Raw genomic sequence first — 16,417 nt, forward strand, 5'->3', positions numbered from 1 at the left:
CCAAAAATAATCGATCAGCTCTTCAAAGCGGCAATTTCATCTCTCAGCTTCGCGGCTTTAATGAAATCAAGGCTTTTTGCTGCAGCTTCCATTTCCTTCTGTTTCTGTCCGATGACCTTTTCCATATCTTCAGAAGTATAACTGGCTTTGGCTTCGGCAACTTTCTGCAGGATTTCTTTCTGGGTGTATTTTTCGTCCGGGAAATCTTTACTCCTTCCCACCATGTTTTCCGAAATCTTCTTATTTAAAGCCACAGGAACTTGCCCGTGTTCTTCATTATACTCTATTTGTTTAGCACGGCGGTACTCGGTTTCATCAAGCGTGGCCTGCATGGATTTTGTGATTTTGTCGGCATACATGATAGCCCTTCCGTTCAGGTTTCTTGCCGCACGGCCCACCGTCTGGATCATTGATCTTCTGCTTCTCAGCATTCCCTCTTTATCTGCATCCAGAATGGCCACCAGAGAAACTTCAGGCAAATCCAGTCCTTCTCTCAATAAATTCACCCCGATTAAAACATCAAAAAGCCCTACCCGCAAATCCTGCATAATCTGAATACGCTCCAGGGTTTCAACATCGGAGTGGATATACCTTGTCCTGATTCCGAATTTGGTAAAATATTTAGTCAGTTCCTCAGCCATTTTTTTGGTTAATGTGGTTACCAGAACCCTTTCATCCACATCAGATCTCTTGCGGATTTCTTCCATTAAATCATCAATCTGATTAATGGTCGGGCGGATTTCAATGATGGGATCCAGAAGCCCCGTCGGACGGATAATCTGTTCAATATAAGCTCCACCGGTCTTTTCCAGTTCATAATCTGCTGGAGTGGCGGAAACATAAATAACCTGATTCTGAATCGCTTCAAACTCTTCAAATTTCAGAGGTCTGTTATCCATGGCTGCAGGAAGCCTGAAACCGTATTCTACCAGCGATTCTTTCCTGCTCCGGTCGCCTCCGTACATCGCGTGGACCTGCGGTACAGTTACATGGCTTTCATCAATAACCATTAAATAATCTTTCGGAAAATAGTCAAGCAGGCAGAAAGGCCTGGTTCCCGGTAATCTTCCGTCAAGATATCTTGAATAGTTTTCAATTCCAGAACAGTAACCCAGTTCTTTGATCATTTCCAGATCCAGTTCCGTTCTTTCCTGTAATCTTTTGGCTTCTAAAGGTTTCTCAACAGAACTGAAAAAATCAACCTGCTTTACCAAGTCATCCTGAATGCTTCTGATGGCGCCGTTTAAAGTATCTTTCGAAGTTACAAAAAGGTTAGCCGGGTAGATCTGGATCTGTTCAAAATCGGCGGTAACATTTCCTGAAACCGGATCAAAGCTCTGGATTTTTTCAATCTCATCCCCGAAGAACTGAATTCTTACCGCGTTATCTGCATAGGCCGGAAATACATCAATCACATCACCTTTTACGCGGAATGTTCCTCTCTGGAATTCATTGAGGGTTCTGGAATACAGTGCATTAACCAAAGCATGTAGAAGTGCGGTCCGGGTTACTTTTTCACCGATGGCTATAGAAATTAACGACTTATGAAATTCTGTAGGATTCCCGATACCGTAAATACATGAAACTGAAGCCACGATCAATACATCTCTTCTTCCGGAAAGCAGGCTGGCCGTCGCTGACAGTCTCAGCTTTTCAACTTCCTCGTTGATGCTCAGGTCTTTTTCAATATAGGTCCCTGATGTGGCGATATAAGCTTCAGGCTGGTAATAATCGTAGTAACTTACGAAATATTCCACGGCATTCTCAGGAAAAAATTCTTTAAATTCCATGAAAAGCTGTGCAGCTAGGGTTTTATTGTGTGCCAGTACCAAGGTGGGTTTCTGAACATTATGCACAACATTAGCCACCGTAAAGGTTTTTCCCGAACCGGTTACGCCCAGCAATGTCTGGTACTTTTCCCCGATTTTAATACCCTCGGTAAGCTTTTCGATGGCTTGGGGCTGGTCTCCGGTCGGCTTGTATTCTGATTCAAGTTTGAACTGCATAAAAAATGTGATCTTGTATAACAAAAATACGAAAGAAATTCCTGATTCAGAATGTAATTTGCATTTAGGAATTCAGTCCGTCATTTTTAAATCCATTATCAATGTACAAAAACAGCACCTTTTCGGATGCTGCTTATTTTATTTGAATGACATGGTTAACGGGATTTTCAAAGTGTACGGAACCACCTTACCGTCTCGTTCTGCCGGTTTCCAGACTATATTTTCATTGGCTTTTTTGAATGCTGACAATGTTTCATTGTTGAAGACTTCATTGTTGCCTGAAATTTTAATGTCTGTTACATTGCCGGTTTCATTTATGGTATACGAAATGTTGGCTCTGCATAACTCATTATTTTTACCGGGGCCTATTTTAGAACCATCAAATGATTTTGAAATTTTATTCCTAAGCTCATTAATACCACCGGGGAATTGAGGAAGTACCGTATTGTCCTGTGCGGTTGGTGCATCTGAATTTCCATTTTGTGCAGCCTCCTTAGTAAAGTTTGTGTTTTTACCTTCCAGCGGGCGGATTGTATCCGAAATTTTTTTCTCATCAGATATGCTTGCTGACAATCCTTCCTGTTTCATTGCCTTTTCCTCAGAAAAAATGGCCTGCTCCGGTACCGGAATGACGACAGTACCGGTTTCTGCTGCTGGAGTTTTCTCCGGTTCTGAAATTCTCTCCTGTGTGTTTTGAATCATATGCTCAATATTGCCGGCATAGGCTTTCTGGGCAAATAATCCAAAAGCTGCAATCACTATCGGAATGCTTACCGCTTTTTTGAGGTGGGTCCATTTTGTTTTTTTGGTGTTCATCATAATAAATCGTTTTTTGGTATTTTTAAAATTAAAGGTATGGGTAAGGTTATAGTTTTGAGTTGAAATAATTTCTTTAAGAATTAAACGCTGATAGTCTTTTATATCAAAATCATTTTTTAAAACCGCTTCGTCTGCCAGGAATTCATGGTTAGTGACCACCGCTTTCCGGTAGAAATACACAGAAGGATTAAACCAGGTCATAATTTTTAAAATTTCGATACATAAAAGATCGATGCTGTGTTTTTGTTCCAGGTGAGCCTTTTCATGAAGAAAAATTCTTGCGTCTATTTTATTGTTAACAAGATAATTTTTCCCTAAATAAATGGTGTTCCAAAAACTGAACGGCGAAATATTCTCTTCAGTCAGCATCAGTTTTTGATTCTGATAGATCATTTTTTCACCCTTTAATCTTTTAATGCTCACGATTGAAAGAATGGCTTTTATTAAAAGGAATACAGCCACGCTTCCGTAAATAATCCAAATCAGATTGATCCGGGTAAAACTTTCATTTTCTGCAGTCAGGTTCAGTACCTGTTGGGTGGTTTCAATTACTTTCTGTGCGCTCCTGATCGATTTCGGGACTTCTGTGTTGACTGATATGAACGGAACCGTATAAGAAAAAAGCAGTGAAAACAGTAAGTAGAACCTGTTGAATCGGTACATCTTTTCCTTCTCCAGAAACAGATGGTAAAATGTGATGAGCAGTGATGAACACAGCACTATTTTTATAAGGATGATCATTTTTTGTCAATTTGCTGATCAATAATCTCTCTGAGGTCTTTCAGTTCCTTCTGCGACAGTTTTGCATTTGACGTAAAGAATGAGGCAAACTGTGTCACAGAACTGTTGAAAAAACGGTCAATCATAGAAGACATTTCTTCCTTGAAATATTCACCCTTCGCCACTTTTGGGAAATATTCACGTGAATTTCCATATAATTTGTAGCCGATCATATCCTTGTTCTGCATCCTTTTTAAGAGCGTGGCCACTGTTGTCGCCGCGGGTTTGGGATCAGGATAGGTTTCCAGAATGTCTTTCATGAAAATTTTTCCTTTTACCCAGAGAATTTCCATAAGATCTTTTTCGGCGTCGGTCAGTTTTTCTTTCATATTCTACAATTTTATACTTTGTTCTACAAATGTAGAATAAAAAATTGAATGGCCAAATTTTATGGCATTATTTTTCTATCTATTGTTATAACCTCTTAATTTTGATTATGAAAAAAATATTCTTACCCGTTTTACTGACTGCTGGAATGATGACCGTTTCCTGCCAGGGAAAAGGAAAACCCAGTGAGCCTTCCGCGCAGGAAGAAAAAGCCAATACCGATTATAAACCTGCTTTTAAAGGTCAGACAAGGATTGCTCCCGTAAAGACAACAACACCTTATACGGTAGAAGTTTTAAATAAAGACCTGGGCAAGCCCTGGGGAATTATTAATTTACCGGACGGCAGATTCCTGATTACGGAAAAATCAGGATTTATTAATGTAGTATCAGTTGACGGAAAACAGATTTCTAAAATTGAAGGTTTCCCTAAAGTGGATTCAAAAGGTCAGGGAGGAATGCTTGACGTCGCATTAGATCCTGATTTCAAAGCCACTAATATGATATATTTTGTTTTTTCAGAACCTTTTGGTGACGGTAATTTAACATCGGTAGGAAAAGGGAAACTTTCTGCAGATATGAAAAATATTTCTGATGTACAGGTAATTTTCCGCGCTACACCGTCTTATGACGGAGACAAGCACTACGGAGGGCGTCTTCAGTTTGATAAAGACGGAAATTTATTTGTGAGTACAGGCGAACGGTCAGATAAACAGACCAGGGTATATGCCCAGAAAACAGATAATTATCTGGGTAAAATTTTAAAAATCACAAAAGATGGCAAGCCGGCTGCGGGAAATCCGTTTATGAATAAGCCCGGATATAAGCCTGAAATCTATGCATTCGGAATCCGGAATCCTCAGGGTTTGGCTTTGGATGATAAGGGACAGCTTTGGGATATTGAAATGGGCCCGCGGGGCGGCGATGAAATTAATCTGATTCAACCGGGGAAAAATTACGGCTGGGGCGACGTTACTTATGGCATTGAATACTCAGGAGAGAAAATCAATAACGGGACCACACAGAAAGCAGGGACCGAACAGCCTGTGTATTATTGGGATCCGGTAGTTTCTCCAAGCGGCGTTACTTTTTACACCGGGAATATACCTGAATGGAAAAATAATTTATTTATTGCCTGTCTCAGCGGACAGCATATCAACAGGATTGTGATGAAAGACAATAAAGTAGTAGGGGAAGAGAGGCTTCTTCTGGATCAGAAAGAAAGATTCCGGGATGTTCTGAACGGAATGGACGGTAATCTCTATGGGATCACAGACAGTGGAAAACTCTATAAAATTTCAAAAAAATAACTTTAAATAAACAAGCGGTTTCAGAATAAATTTGAAACCGCTTGATTTTATTATGCTTCTTCCAATTGAACCGTGAAGTGTCTCAACAGATCCGGTTCCCATGTGATTTTATACCCTTTCGCAATTTCATCGCGTCTTTCATACACATTTTTAATGGCTGCTGCGATATAGTCCATATGATTGTTGGTATACGTTCTTCTTGGAATTGCCAAACGAACCAATTCCAACTTCGGATAACGGTTTTCTCTTGTTTCAGGATCTCTGTCGGCCAGTAAAGTCCCGATTTCTACAGTTCTGATGCCTGCTTCTTTGTAAATCTCAAGACCTAAAGTCTGGGCCGGATATTCAGCACGGGAAACTTTTGGCAGAAAGTTTAAAGAATCGATAAAAACGGCGTGTCCTCCGATGGGTTTCTGAACAGGGATGCCATATTCAATTAATTTATGCCCAAGGTACTCAACCTGGGAAATTCTGCTTTCCAAATAAGCAAATTCAGTAGCTTCATTAAGACCTACGGCTAATGCAGCCATATCTCTTCCGGCCATACCTCCGTAAGTTATAAACCCTTCATAAATAATTGTGAAATTGGATGCTTTTCTGAAAACCTCTTCATTATTCAAGGCGATGAATCCTCCGATATTTACCAGTCCGTCTTTCTTGGAGCTCATGGTCATCCCTTCGCCATAAGAGAAAATTTCTTTACAGATTTCCTTGATGGTCCGGTTCTCCTGGCCTGCTTCTCTTTTCTTAATGAAATAAGCATTTTCAGCAAATCTTGCAGAATCAAAAAATACAGGAACTTCATATTGGTCAGAAAGTGCTTTTACTGCTCTCATATTTTCGAGAGAAACAGGCTGTCCTCCTGAAGAATTACAGGTTATCGTAATCAGGCAGAAAGGAATATTTCCTTTGGGCTGGCTTTTATATACGTTTTCCAGTTTTTCAAGATCGATATTTCCCTTGAAAGGATGAAGGTCGTTAATGTCAAAAGCTTCATCAATGGTACAGTCAACGGCATGGGCTTTTCTGAATTCAATATGTCCTTTTGTGGTGTCGAAGTGAGAATTCCCGGGAATAACATTGCCCTCTTTTACCAGTACTGAAAACAGAACATTTTCGGCAGCTCTTCCCTGGTGGGTAGGTAAGAGGTATTTAAAGCCGGTAATTGTTTGTACCGTCTCATGTAATTCCTGGAATGAGCGGGAGCCGGCATAGCTTTCATCTCCTGTCATTAATGCTCCCCATTGTCTGTCAGACATGGCTCCGGTTCCAGAATCAGTCAATAAATCAATAAAAACCTGTGAGGATTTTAGGTTGAATAGGTTATAATTTGCTTCTTTAAGCCATTGTTCTCTTTCTTCTCTTGTTGATTGGCGGATTTCCTCAACCATTTTAATACGGAAAGGTTCCGCGTAAGGTAAATTCATGAGTAATTATTTATTAGATTGTTTGTAAAGAAAATTGTTTGAAAATAAATTCAAATTCATCATGTTGTATATTTCAAAGGAGGAAATCTATTCCGGTGCTTTGAAAATATTGTCGTCAGAATGGAAACCGGCAACACCGCCGCTTACGGCAAACTTCATAGCCGTAGCCGCCGTCATGCCGACAACAGGTTTGATGTTTTTTTCTTCAGTAACAATTACCCAGCCTGAAATAGCATAAGAGTGGGGAAGGTAAACCGCAACGTAATTGTGCTTTTCCACATCGGCCATTTCTTTCTGGGTTAAAAATCCGATCCTCCAGATTTCAGGATTTTCATTGGTTTTTACCCAGACAGGATCATTGAATTTTTTCTTGTCCCCGACGAATGAAGACATGACATCTTTGGTGGGAGTGTAAATATGCTTTACGCCGGGTGTTTTTTCAAGTAAACGGTCCATGGAATCGAAAAAGAATTTCCCCAACACGAATTTGTTGCCTAAAAAGCCCAAAAGTGCGGTGAATAAAATTGTTGAAATAAAAACCAGTCCCGGAATTTCTTTTGCGACCGATGGGATAATATTATCAATTGACGAAACCACATACCAGATCACAAAAATAGTCAGCCCGATGGGGCCGATAATGACTAATCCCTGAAAAAAGTTTTTCAAGAAGAAATTGGCAAGGTTTTCAAACGTCAGTTTTTTCAAAATAATTTTTATCCGTGTATGGTTTCTCCTTTTCCGTAAGACCGGATGATGGTGGCTTCATATTCCAGCCATTCTTCCCATCTTGCATTTACTTTATCGGGGTTGCCAAGCTGTCTTGCAAAACTGATAAAGGTGGTATAATGATTGGCTTCTGAGATCATCAGTTCTTTGTAGAACGTTTTTAGCTCCTCATCTTTAATATTTTCGGTAAGTACCTTAAATCGTTCACAGCTTCTGGCTTCGATCATTGCGGCAAAAAGCATCTTGTCAACAATCAGATCATCTCTGTTGCCTCCTTTCTGGATGAAATTTACAAGTTCGTTTACATAATCATCTTTCCTAGTACGCCCGAAAGCATAGCCTCTTTTCTTAATGATTTCATGCACCTGATTAAAATGGTCCAGTTCTTCCCGGGCAATAGCAAGAAGTTCTGTGACAATTTCAGGATATTCAGGAAGCATAGTGATCAGCCCGATGGCATTGGTGGCTGCTTTTTGCTCACACCAGGCATGGTCTGTTAAAATTTCTTCAATGTTTCCTTCCGCAATATTTGCCCACCTCGGGTCGGTAGGAAGTTTCAACTTAAACATGTTTTAAAATTTTCCGTAAAATTAAAACAATTTGTGATATTATATAGGTTTTATTTGTATTTACTGTTTTATATGGAAATTCATATTTTATTGTAACTTTTTAAATAGATGGTCCTTTTTTTGTTTATAAACTTAAAAATAACTTAAAAATTTAAACAATGGAAACCATTACTTTCTTTAAAAATAAAGCGAATGCTTTATTATCATTAGCATTTACGCTATTAATGTCTCTTACTGCTTTTGCCCAGGATACTGCCGGGGAATTGGTAACCAAAGAAAACAGTTCCAAAACGACAACGACTACTGAATGGTATGCAGATCCGATGTATATCATTGCCGGAGCGGTTATACTTATTATCATTATTGCTTTAATAACGAGAAGCGGAAGAAGAAGATAAATTAAGGCTGTTATTTAACAGCCGTTTTTATTCTCAGGAATTCCAATGCGTTCCAGCCCCATTCATCCACCTTTTTCAGTCCGCCGGAAATGATAAAAGCTAAAAGGATATTGGTCATGTAGATTAAGATCATTAATATCCACCAAGGCATATATTCTTTTAACGGAACGACCAGAAAATATACTAATGATGAACTTATTCCCTGGGCAAAATAAAAGAATATGGCATTCCTCCCGATATGGGTAACGAAACTCTCTTTTGTAATTTTTAATCGGTTATAAAAGACAAATAGGGTTACCAATGAAAATAAAGTCCATATAATATAAGGGATCTTCGGTGGAAACTTGTTCCTGTTGATCTTATAGAAAATTTCATTTCCGTAAAAGAAGAACATCCATACTAAGGCTAATGCTACAATGCCATACAAAACAGGAATTATCTTTTCCGGAATCTTTTTTCCTTTCACTTTATGGGCAGCCAGAAAAACAGTCATATAAAATGCTATATAACCTACCTGCCCTGTGGGATAAATTTCCGGGAAAATATTAAATATCAGCGTTAGAGCAACGCAGAGCCAGATGAACCAGTTGATGTGTTTCGGAAAGAATTTTAAAATCAAAACCCCGAAAACCGTTAGTATAAAATAAACTTTCAGATACCAGAAGCTTCCCATTACTACAGGGAAAGTGTCTGCATTCGTATACTGATGAAGATACCAGTTGCCGAGATTTTCCCATTGGGGAATTGCTGAAATCCCTGTGGCAGCATATTTTGATCCGAAAGTCGCATAAAAATTTTGAAGCCATTCCACGGAAAAGAATGTCAGCCCAAAGGCTTTAAAGAAATAATCCAGAAAAAACAGCAGGGTTACAAAGATCATATAGGTGATCTGAAGTTTTAATAATCTGTAAAAAGTTTTTTCAATATTCGGTCCTGAGGTAATTCCGCTTAAGGCATAGAATAAGGCTACATCAAAGACCAGAGAAAATACCCTCACTTCAGCCGGTATATAAAACTGTCCAGACCAGAAGGCCGTATGAATAAAAATAATCGAAAGGGTGGCTACTCCTTTTGCAAAATCTATGTAAAGGTCTCTTTTCATGTGAATGTATAAGGTGCATCAAAAGTAAATAAACTTTATGAATATTTTAAATAAAGAAAAGAGGCAAGACTTATGCTTACCTCCTGAAAATAATATCGAAAATGAATGAATGTTATTTAAGATCTTTAAATTCTTCCGCAGATATCTCTCCGCTCTGAATTTTTCTCAGCTCATCCATATATTGAGTCATATAAGCATCAACTTCAGGATATTGAGTGTTTTTCCCCATCTTATAGGTCCCGTTTAAAACGCCCTGATAATAATAGAAAAAGTTGTAATCAAAAGCAGCGGCCGTAAGGTCGTATTGCCCTAATAAAAAGCCCAGACGTACTGCTGATCTTCTTTGTGGCGGAGTGCCGTGGTGTCCCGGACTGGTCGTCTGGTAATCACCGATGCTCTGGGCAAATTCATAAGCTGTGGCAATCTGTGCAAAGGAAGTCTGGTTATAGCCGTTCGGTCTCCTCAAATAGTAGCCGGCAAATCCATCCGCTTCAAGCTCATTGGGTCTCGCAGTAGATTCATTTACCGTCGGCAATCCGAAAATGTACTGCAGCTGATGTCCGTATTCATGTGCTAGGATCATGGCATTCACTATATCACCGCCCGTATTTTTGGCATCATAGTAAATAGCATAGCCATAATAAATTTTCCCGGTGGAATAGGAAATCGCATTGTACGTAGAATTATAGTTTGAAGGATCATTCACGAATCTTAAGGTCGGGTTGCTTCTTCCCCACATGCTGGCAATTTTTGTCATTTGTGAATTCATGAAACTGGTATCTGTTGAATTCTGGAGAGAAGTGGTCAGGACTGCACTTGAACTCCAGTACTGATCTACGTAATAGCAGACCTTTTCCAGTGCATTCGGCTGTTCCGGTTTTAAGCTTTCTGTCTGTTGCTCCGGTGCAGGAGCTTCCATAGCGTCGTCATTACAGGCTGACAGGGATAGTGCAGCCATTGCTCCCACAATAAAGTGGAAATTAAAGTTTCTTTTCATATAAAATATTTTGGTTAACACGAAGTTATTACTTTTAACGAAAAATTTTATCACTTTATTGTGATAAATTATTCAGTGCATAGTTAAAATTTATATTTAAAAAAGATTGGGTTGAATTTGAGATGATTAAAAAATAATGCATATATTTGCACCTCGAAATAACTAAAAATCTATAAACAATGTTTGCAATTGTAGAAATAGCAGGGCTTCAATATAAAGTTGAGCAAGACCAGAAGTTGTTTGTAAACCGTTTGTCAGGAGACAAAGGAGTGAAAGTATCTTTTGATAAAGTACTTCTTACCGTAAACGGAGCAATCACTGTAGGCGCCCCAGCTGTAAGCGGAATCACTGTAGAAGCAGAGATCCTTGACCACGTAAAAGCTGATAAAGTAATCGTCTTCAAGAAAAAAAGAAGAAAAGGTTACCAGGTGAAAAACGGTCACAGACAATCTTTAACTCAGATTCAGATCACTGGGATTACAGGATTTGAAGGAGCTAAAAAAGCAGAAAAGCCTGCTAAGAAGACAACAAAAAAAGCGGATGCTGAAGCTGCTGAAAGCGCAGAATAATTTAAACCAAAAAACCTTAGAATAAAATGGCACATAAGAAAGGAGTTGGTAGTTCCAAAAACGGTAGAGAATCTCACTCTAAAAGATTAGGGGTAAAGATTTTCGGAGGTCAAGAGGCTATTGCCGGAAATATTATTGTTAGACAAAGAGGTACGCAACACCACCCGGGTGCAAACGTGGGAATCGGTAAAGACCACACTTTGTTTGCTTTGATAGACGGAAAAGTAGTTTTCAGAAAGAAAGCAAATAACAGATCTTTTGTATCTGTAGAAGCAAACGCATAATACCAGCGTTTTATAAAGACTTAAAATCCCCGGGAAACCGGGGATTTTTGTTGTTATATATAGGCAATATAATATTTTATATATTTAATCAGTTTGGAGTGAAATATTTTTATATATTTGATAATGCTCAAATTATGAGTCTATTGAAGAGGCTGATAGACATATAAAGAGACGACAAATCAAAACAAAATATTATGAAAAATCTAAAGAAACTGACAAAGGAAAATTTAAAAAACATCAATGGAGGCATTGGCTCTGATTGCCCTGTTCCTGCCACTTGGTGTGCAGAATGGTGTCAATGGACAGCTCAACAGAAGAGAAAGTGTATGAATATGGTAATTGACCAATGCGATACATGTCCATAAATTAAATCAATTCGAGTCGGAAGACTGATAAAGAAAGGATTGAAAAGCGCTACAGTCAATGCTGGGAATCCTTGGATTAGCCTACGGGTCTGAAATAGTAAATTGATCAATCCATATCACGACATGCCTTGTGGCTGTTAATATTCGCGTTGTGGTTATTATACTTTAATCTTAAGGTTCGCTGAGTTTTTTTTGCTACGAATATTATTGAAATAAATATTTATTGATTACCAAATAAAAATCAGCTGCGAATGCCGAAAAGCATATAGAGTAGGCAACAAATTAAAACAAAATATTATGAAAAATTTAAAGAAACTGACAAAGAAAGAATTAAAAACAATTGCAGGTGGATCTGAAAAATGTCCGGTTCCTTCTTCCTGGTGTACAGAATGGTGCACTTGGTCAGCATGGCAGAAGGCTCATTGCATCAATGCTGTTATTGATGAAATGCCTTGTAGCTGTTAAATCAGTAATTTATAAAGATAATAGGCCTTAGTTTCTCAGGGCTTATTTAAAATAATATTTTTACTGTTTCAGTGTTTTAATAATATGTATCAATAAAATTATTCTTATGAAAAATCTAAAAAAAATCAACAGACAGACCCTTAAAAACGTAACAGGCGGAATTGCTCCTGATAAAGGATGCCTTCCGTGTGATGTTTACTGTAGCATTCCTGAAGGGCAGAGGCCTTCCTGCAATATTGTATATATCGTGGCCCATTGTAATGGCTGTAAAGACTATCCTTTGGAATCATAGTTATACAACACAGCATATAAAAAAATCTCCTTCAAAACGAAGGAGATTTTTTCGTATCAGAATCCAAACTGGAAACCGGCCTTGATTCCGAATGTTGAAATATCGGGCCTGTCGAGGTAGTTTCCTCTCCAGTTAAAATCTACCCTGAAAATCCTGAGGTTTCCGAAGCCTATGTTTTCAATCCCGAATCCATATTCATAATATACATGCTCACTGGGTGCTGAATATTTAAATCCAGCTACATTAATGGCTTTCGATGCATCGCTTAAAGTACCGTAGGCTCCTCGGATGAAGGCTATTTCCCTTAGTTTTAATTTCTTGATCAAAGGGATATAAGAAAGTATTTTACCGTTAAAATGGTGTTCAAGGTGAAGTGTGGTATAGGTGTCGGCGACAAATTCATAATAATTAAGCTGTGCAAAAGTATTGGCCGCCAGACTGTAGGACTGGTTGCCCGGGATTACATTCTGTAAAGCCAATGGCACGGTATCGAAGTTTTTTCCGGCTTCAAAATTAACCAGGGTTTTACCCCAACTTCCGAGCAGTACCGGTTTATAAAACATAAACTGCAGTTTATTATAGTTAAAATCCGATCCGAATAATCCTTCAACCCCTCTTGTATATTTTAAAACAATCGTGGGTGCGAGTGTTCCGTGCTCATACCGGTCGATACCCGTCTGCGAGAACTTGGCTCCAGGCCTTGCAATCAGGCTCAGTGTAAAGTGAGAGTCATTGGTTGTTTTTCTCAGATCTCCGTTTTTATAATACATCAGGTTAAAACCTTCAGGATTTGCAGATTTAATGCTCTGCATGCTTCCGTCCAGCCGGATCTGGAAATTTTTCCATGGTTCAATCGACGTGAAAACATTGGTTTGGTTTAAAGAGCTTAAAGATGCGTTTTCTCCTCTTGCAAAAATAGTTGAGGAAGCAAAGGTCCTGGCCATAATTCCATCGTCATTGGTGAGCTGAACTCCCAATTGTAAAATGTCCCTTCGCGTTCCGGCTCCTACAGTGAACCTGTTCACCCGGTTGAACATAAATCTCGCTTCTGCACCGTATTTTAACTGCTGATCTTTAAAACCGTAAGCCGTATAGAACTGAACCCTCCATGGGTCATTTCTGGTAAAGTAAGTTCTTGCTCCCAATCTGATTCTGTCACCTTCTACTTCATTCTTTCCGTAAATGGAGAAAATCGGGCCTATATCAATACTTTTTCCAACGTTATAATATCCTGAACCGAGCGTTTCATATAATTTTACAAGCCGGTTGAACTTTGGGGTCTGCTGAAGCTTATCGAGCATATCATAGATTCCCTGCTCGCTTTTTGACAGCGAGTCCGGCCGGGCTTTCAGCCAGTAAGCATCATCTTTATCTACAAATTGATCATCATATTCTTCTTCTTTCCTTTTAAAAACTTTATCTTCAAGGGGTTTATTAAAATCATATTCCGAATAATCGACAGATCTTTTCGCGACAATACTTTTAGAGGTTTTCTTTTTTGAAAACGGGGTCATTTCAATTTCAGTAACAAATTTCCTGGGCAGAAATGTATTCTCATCAGGATTGTCATATTCCAGTTCCGTTGAAATGCCGTTAATAAAGTTGACATTGATTTTCTGTGTAGACTTTAAAGTAGCTCCTAATACGGCATAACTATCCGTATCAATATAAAGGTATCCCTGAAAAGCCAGTACTTCGGTTCTTTTCGGCTGATAACGGATCTTATAAGCATTTTCTCCCCGGATTGAAATCGTATCAATCAAATTATAATCATAGGTGCTGAAACCGGTTTCTCCCACAGGGCTTGGAAATCCGATATCAAAATAATTTAATGTATTATCATAAATATTGATGTCACGGTACAGGTTTTTAGCAGTCAGTGTAATGATCTGGTTATCCTGGAATCCGGAAGTTTTCTGGGCGACCAAAAGTCTTTTGTTTCTTTTTGAAGGCCTGTTTTCTCCGTAATTTTCGTAGACGGCTTCATTAAGGAAAAGGGGCAGCCCTATCTTCCCGCTCGCGGTAGAGTCGGTGTAGTCAAAAATAAAGTCAAGTTTATTGAAGATCTTTCTCTTCATAAAAGCGCTGTCCAGGTTATTGGCATCAAACTGGATTTTTTCATATTCTTTGTACGTATAGGTATCAAATTTATCCAGTCCGTTGTTTCTTTTTCGCTCCCAGACTTTCTGCATGATAGCATAGGCCGGGTTTTCCTTCTTGTTTTTATACTTAGGTTTTTCGTTATGGATCACTACTTCTTCAATACTGCTCACTTTTTCCTGGGAAAGCTTTACAAAAATATTAGAGGCCGTTTCCGGAGTGATCGTTATGCTTTCTAAAGAATAGTTTTTTCTTAAGAATTTTAATTTATAGATGATACTGTCAGACTGAACCATAAAATTTCCTGAAGCAGTGGTCAGAACAGGTTTGTCATTTTCATTGATGAAAACATCCACACCGCTGATCTCTTTATTGGTTTTGGCGTCTACAATCTTTCCGCTGGCCGTATTCTGGGCACAAACAGATTCAATTAAAAAAAGCAGAAAAAAGAGGGAATAATATTTCGGATTGTTAATTAACATTTGTTGTTTCTTCAAGCTATTAGCATAAACAAAAAGTATGCAGTTTTATTGTTGGTAATCAAAATAGTTCACCTGAATTTCAGGCTGAATATAAAACTGCAAATGTAATGAAATAACATCATGATTTTCTGGTGTTCGGACTGATGTTTAATTAAAAATAATAAATCTCGACCGTTCCTTTATAAAAAGTGAATTATGGCATAAATCTTAGTGTATGTTAGCGGGCAAGGATTAAGTAAAGTAAATCCACCGGCTGTATGAAAATAGTATATTTGAAAGAACAAAATATCTCAATATGAAAATAGAAATCAAGACTTTAATTGAAAAAGTTACACTGGAATTTGAAGACGAAGAATATTTCAGAAAGATCCATTCTGAAATAACAGAAGCCTTACTGGATGATTTAAACATTAAAGGCGTATTTTATGAAAAAGACGGTTCAGGTCTGATGCTGCCGGCTTTATTATTAAAGAACAGTATTATCTCGATACAAAAGAAAGCGGATTCTTCTCCGTTGTTTTCTTAAGAGCAAGCCCCGGTTATGGGGCTTTTATTTTTGCTTTCTTCTTCCGGTTAAAATAAAGTATCCTGTATTTTCTCCGGTTCCAAATTTACATATTCCAGATCGGGCGAATAGTTAGGAAATTGAAATTCCTCGATCGGTTCCTGGTCCAGAAAGGCTCTGCCCATCTTCGCATCGAGGGTAATGATCATCCGGTTATGGATTTCCGCCTGCACCGGGTTCGACAGAGTAGTTATCAGGCCGAAGCCCAGATTGCCGTCATCATATTCATCAAAATATCCGGCAATATAAAACTGCACTTTATCCTTCCAGAACATTTCATGTTTTACCTTTGCCGGGGTTTTCCTGCCCTGTACCGATACGGTCTTGTGTTCAAAATAGGAAGAGGCCGGGATCAGGCATCGGTTCTTTTCGATTTTCCGATAGAAAGTATGGGTGTTTTCTGACTTCAGGTTCTTTCCTTTTGTGGGAGCATCGGGATTTTCTTTTACGCCCCAGAAGGTATTCATGAGAACAATTCCGTTGTGGTTGACAATGGCCGGAACGGTTGGCGCGGTCTGTTGGGTAAATGCGTTGATGCTGCCCTTTAATTCAAACTCCTTTTCTTCGTATCCTTCTGCATTAAGGTCTTCCGCCGCTTTTTTAAGATTGACTTTTTTATTATTGAAGTTGTAGCACATATGATTTTTGGGGGAAAGCTTACAAAATGTATGCAAAATAGAGGGATCAGTACGGGTAATCCATTTTACACCATAAAAAAAAGACCTACATTTCTGTAAGTCTTTTCGGCTCCTCCTGCTGGGCTCGAACCAGCGACCCTCTGATTAACAGTCAGATGCTCTAACCAACTGAGCTAAGGAGGAATGTCCTTCGTTTT

16 protein-coding genes, 1 tRNA gene and 1 pseudogene are annotated in these 16,417 nt (G+C 38.7%); 7 read left to right on the top strand and 11 right to left on the bottom strand.

Features of this window, described 5'->3' with window-relative positions; translation table 11 throughout:
• Nucleotides 1-14 precede the first annotated feature (14 nt).
• The 3 genes from uvrB to H561_RS0112955 all read right to left on the bottom strand — a co-directional run bounded on the left by uvrB (nt 15) and on the right by H561_RS0112955 (nt 3,934).
• On the bottom strand, nt 15-2,006 hold the full coding sequence (gene uvrB / locus H561_RS0112945) for an excinuclease ABC subunit UvrB (RefSeq protein WP_027387402.1): 1,992 nt from the start codon (nt 2,004-2,006) through the stop codon (nt 15-17).
• Between the two features lie 138 nt (nt 2,007-2,144).
• On the bottom strand, nt 2,145-3,566 hold the full coding sequence (locus H561_RS0112950) for a M56 family metallopeptidase (protein WP_027387403.1): 1,422 nt from the start codon (nt 3,564-3,566) through the stop codon (nt 2,145-2,147).
• Nucleotides 3,563-3,934 carry a BlaI/MecI/CopY family transcriptional regulator gene (locus H561_RS0112955; protein ID WP_027387404.1) on the bottom strand — a complete coding sequence of 124 codons (372 nt, stop codon included), beginning with the start codon at nt 3,932-3,934 and terminating at the stop codon, nt 3,563-3,565. The genes H561_RS0112950 and H561_RS0112955 overlap by 4 nt, the downstream gene beginning before the upstream one ends.
• A 107-nt stretch (nt 3,935-4,041) precedes the next feature.
• Here H561_RS0112955 and H561_RS0112960 point away from each other — a divergent pair, with 107 nt between their 5' ends.
• Nucleotides 4,042-5,241, top strand: a complete 1,200-nt coding sequence (locus H561_RS0112960; protein ID WP_027387405.1) for a PQQ-dependent sugar dehydrogenase — start codon at nt 4,042-4,044, stop codon at nt 5,239-5,241.
• A 50-nt stretch (nt 5,242-5,291) separates the two neighbouring features.
• Here the strand turns inward: H561_RS0112960 and H561_RS0112965 are convergent, their stop codons facing one another.
• The 3 genes from H561_RS0112965 to miaE all read right to left on the bottom strand — a co-directional run bounded on the left by H561_RS0112965 (nt 5,292) and on the right by miaE (nt 7,963).
• Nucleotides 5,292-6,668, bottom strand: a complete 1,377-nt coding sequence (locus tag H561_RS0112965) for a tryptophanase (protein ID WP_027387406.1) — start codon at nt 6,666-6,668, stop codon at nt 5,292-5,294.
• 87 nt (nt 6,669-6,755) lie between these two features.
• A complete protein-coding gene (locus tag H561_RS0112970; protein ID WP_034762155.1) occupies nt 6,756-7,373 on the bottom strand; it encodes a DUF502 domain-containing protein in 618 nt (205 codons plus the stop codon).
• Nucleotides 7,374-7,381: 8 nt separating this feature from the next.
• On the bottom strand, nt 7,382-7,963 hold the full coding sequence (gene miaE, locus H561_RS0112975) for a tRNA-(ms[2]io[6]A)-hydroxylase (protein WP_027387408.1): 582 nt from the start codon (nt 7,961-7,963) through the stop codon (nt 7,382-7,384).
• A gap of 158 nt (nt 7,964-8,121) precedes the next feature.
• Here miaE and H561_RS0112980 point away from each other — a divergent pair, with 158 nt between their 5' ends.
• Entirely contained in the window at nt 8,122-8,361 is a 240-nt protein-coding gene (locus tag H561_RS0112980; protein ID WP_027387409.1) for a hypothetical protein, read from the top strand.
• A gap of 10 nt (nt 8,362-8,371) precedes the next feature.
• Here the strand turns inward: H561_RS0112980 and H561_RS0112985 are convergent, their stop codons facing one another.
• Together H561_RS0112985 and H561_RS0112990 are read right to left on the bottom strand one after the other, a co-directional pair.
• Nucleotides 8,372-9,463, bottom strand: a complete 1,092-nt coding sequence (locus H561_RS0112985) for an acyltransferase family protein (RefSeq protein WP_027387410.1) — start codon at nt 9,461-9,463, stop codon at nt 8,372-8,374.
• Nucleotides 9,464-9,575: 112 nt separating this feature from the next.
• Nucleotides 9,576-10,460, bottom strand: coding sequence for a neutral zinc metallopeptidase (locus H561_RS0112990; protein ID WP_027387411.1), 885 nt, complete (start codon nt 10,458-10,460; stop codon nt 9,576-9,578).
• Between the two features lie 179 nt (nt 10,461-10,639).
• Between H561_RS0112990 and rplU the strand changes: the two are divergent.
• The 4 genes and pseudogenes from rplU to H561_RS24230 all read left to right on the top strand — a co-directional run.
• Nucleotides 10,640-11,002, top strand: a pseudogene (gene rplU, locus H561_RS0112995) (50S ribosomal protein L21); the annotation flags it as partial.
• Between the two features lie 53 nt (nt 11,003-11,055).
• A complete protein-coding gene (gene rpmA / locus H561_RS0113000) occupies nt 11,056-11,313 on the top strand; it encodes a 50S ribosomal protein L27 (protein ID WP_027387413.1) in 258 nt (85 codons plus the stop codon).
• A 662-nt stretch (nt 11,314-11,975) separates the two neighbouring features.
• The gene (locus H561_RS23970) at nt 11,976-12,143 is read left to right on the top strand and encodes a bacteriocin-like protein (RefSeq protein WP_155845794.1); all 168 of its coding nucleotides are present in this window, start codon (nt 11,976-11,978) and stop codon (nt 12,141-12,143) included.
• Nucleotides 12,144-12,249: 106 nt separating this feature from the next.
• Entirely contained in the window at nt 12,250-12,435 is a 186-nt protein-coding gene (locus tag H561_RS24230) for a bacteriocin-like protein (protein ID WP_027387414.1), read from the top strand.
• A 56-nt stretch (nt 12,436-12,491) separates the two neighbouring features.
• Here H561_RS24230 and H561_RS0113010 read toward each other — a convergent pair whose 3' ends face one another.
• The gene (locus H561_RS0113010; protein ID WP_051349373.1) at nt 12,492-15,017 is read right to left on the bottom strand and encodes a DUF5686 family protein; all 2,526 of its coding nucleotides are present in this window, start codon (nt 15,015-15,017) and stop codon (nt 12,492-12,494) included.
• 295 nt (nt 15,018-15,312) lie between these two features.
• Here H561_RS0113010 and H561_RS0113015 point away from each other — a divergent pair, with 295 nt between their 5' ends.
• Nucleotides 15,313-15,543: a hypothetical protein gene (locus H561_RS0113015; RefSeq protein WP_027387416.1), complete on the top strand. Its 231-nt coding sequence runs from the start codon at nt 15,313-15,315 to the stop codon at nt 15,541-15,543.
• Between the two features lie 47 nt (nt 15,544-15,590).
• Here the strand turns inward: H561_RS0113015 and H561_RS0113020 are convergent, their stop codons facing one another.
• Together H561_RS0113020 and H561_RS0113025 are read right to left on the bottom strand one after the other, a co-directional pair.
• On the bottom strand, nt 15,591-16,220 hold the full coding sequence (locus tag H561_RS0113020; RefSeq protein WP_027387417.1) for an SOS response-associated peptidase family protein: 630 nt from the start codon (nt 16,218-16,220) through the stop codon (nt 15,591-15,593).
• A gap of 109 nt (nt 16,221-16,329) precedes the next feature.
• Nucleotides 16,330-16,403: transfer RNA gene (locus tag H561_RS0113025), tRNA-Asn, on the bottom strand.
• Nucleotides 16,404-16,417: the final 14 nt, after the last annotated feature.

Origin of the sequence: Chryseobacterium gregarium DSM 19109, assembly GCF_000430845.1 — a bacterium.
GTDB classification, from domain to species: Bacteria; Bacteroidota; Bacteroidia; order Flavobacteriales; family Weeksellaceae; genus Chryseobacterium; species Chryseobacterium gregarium.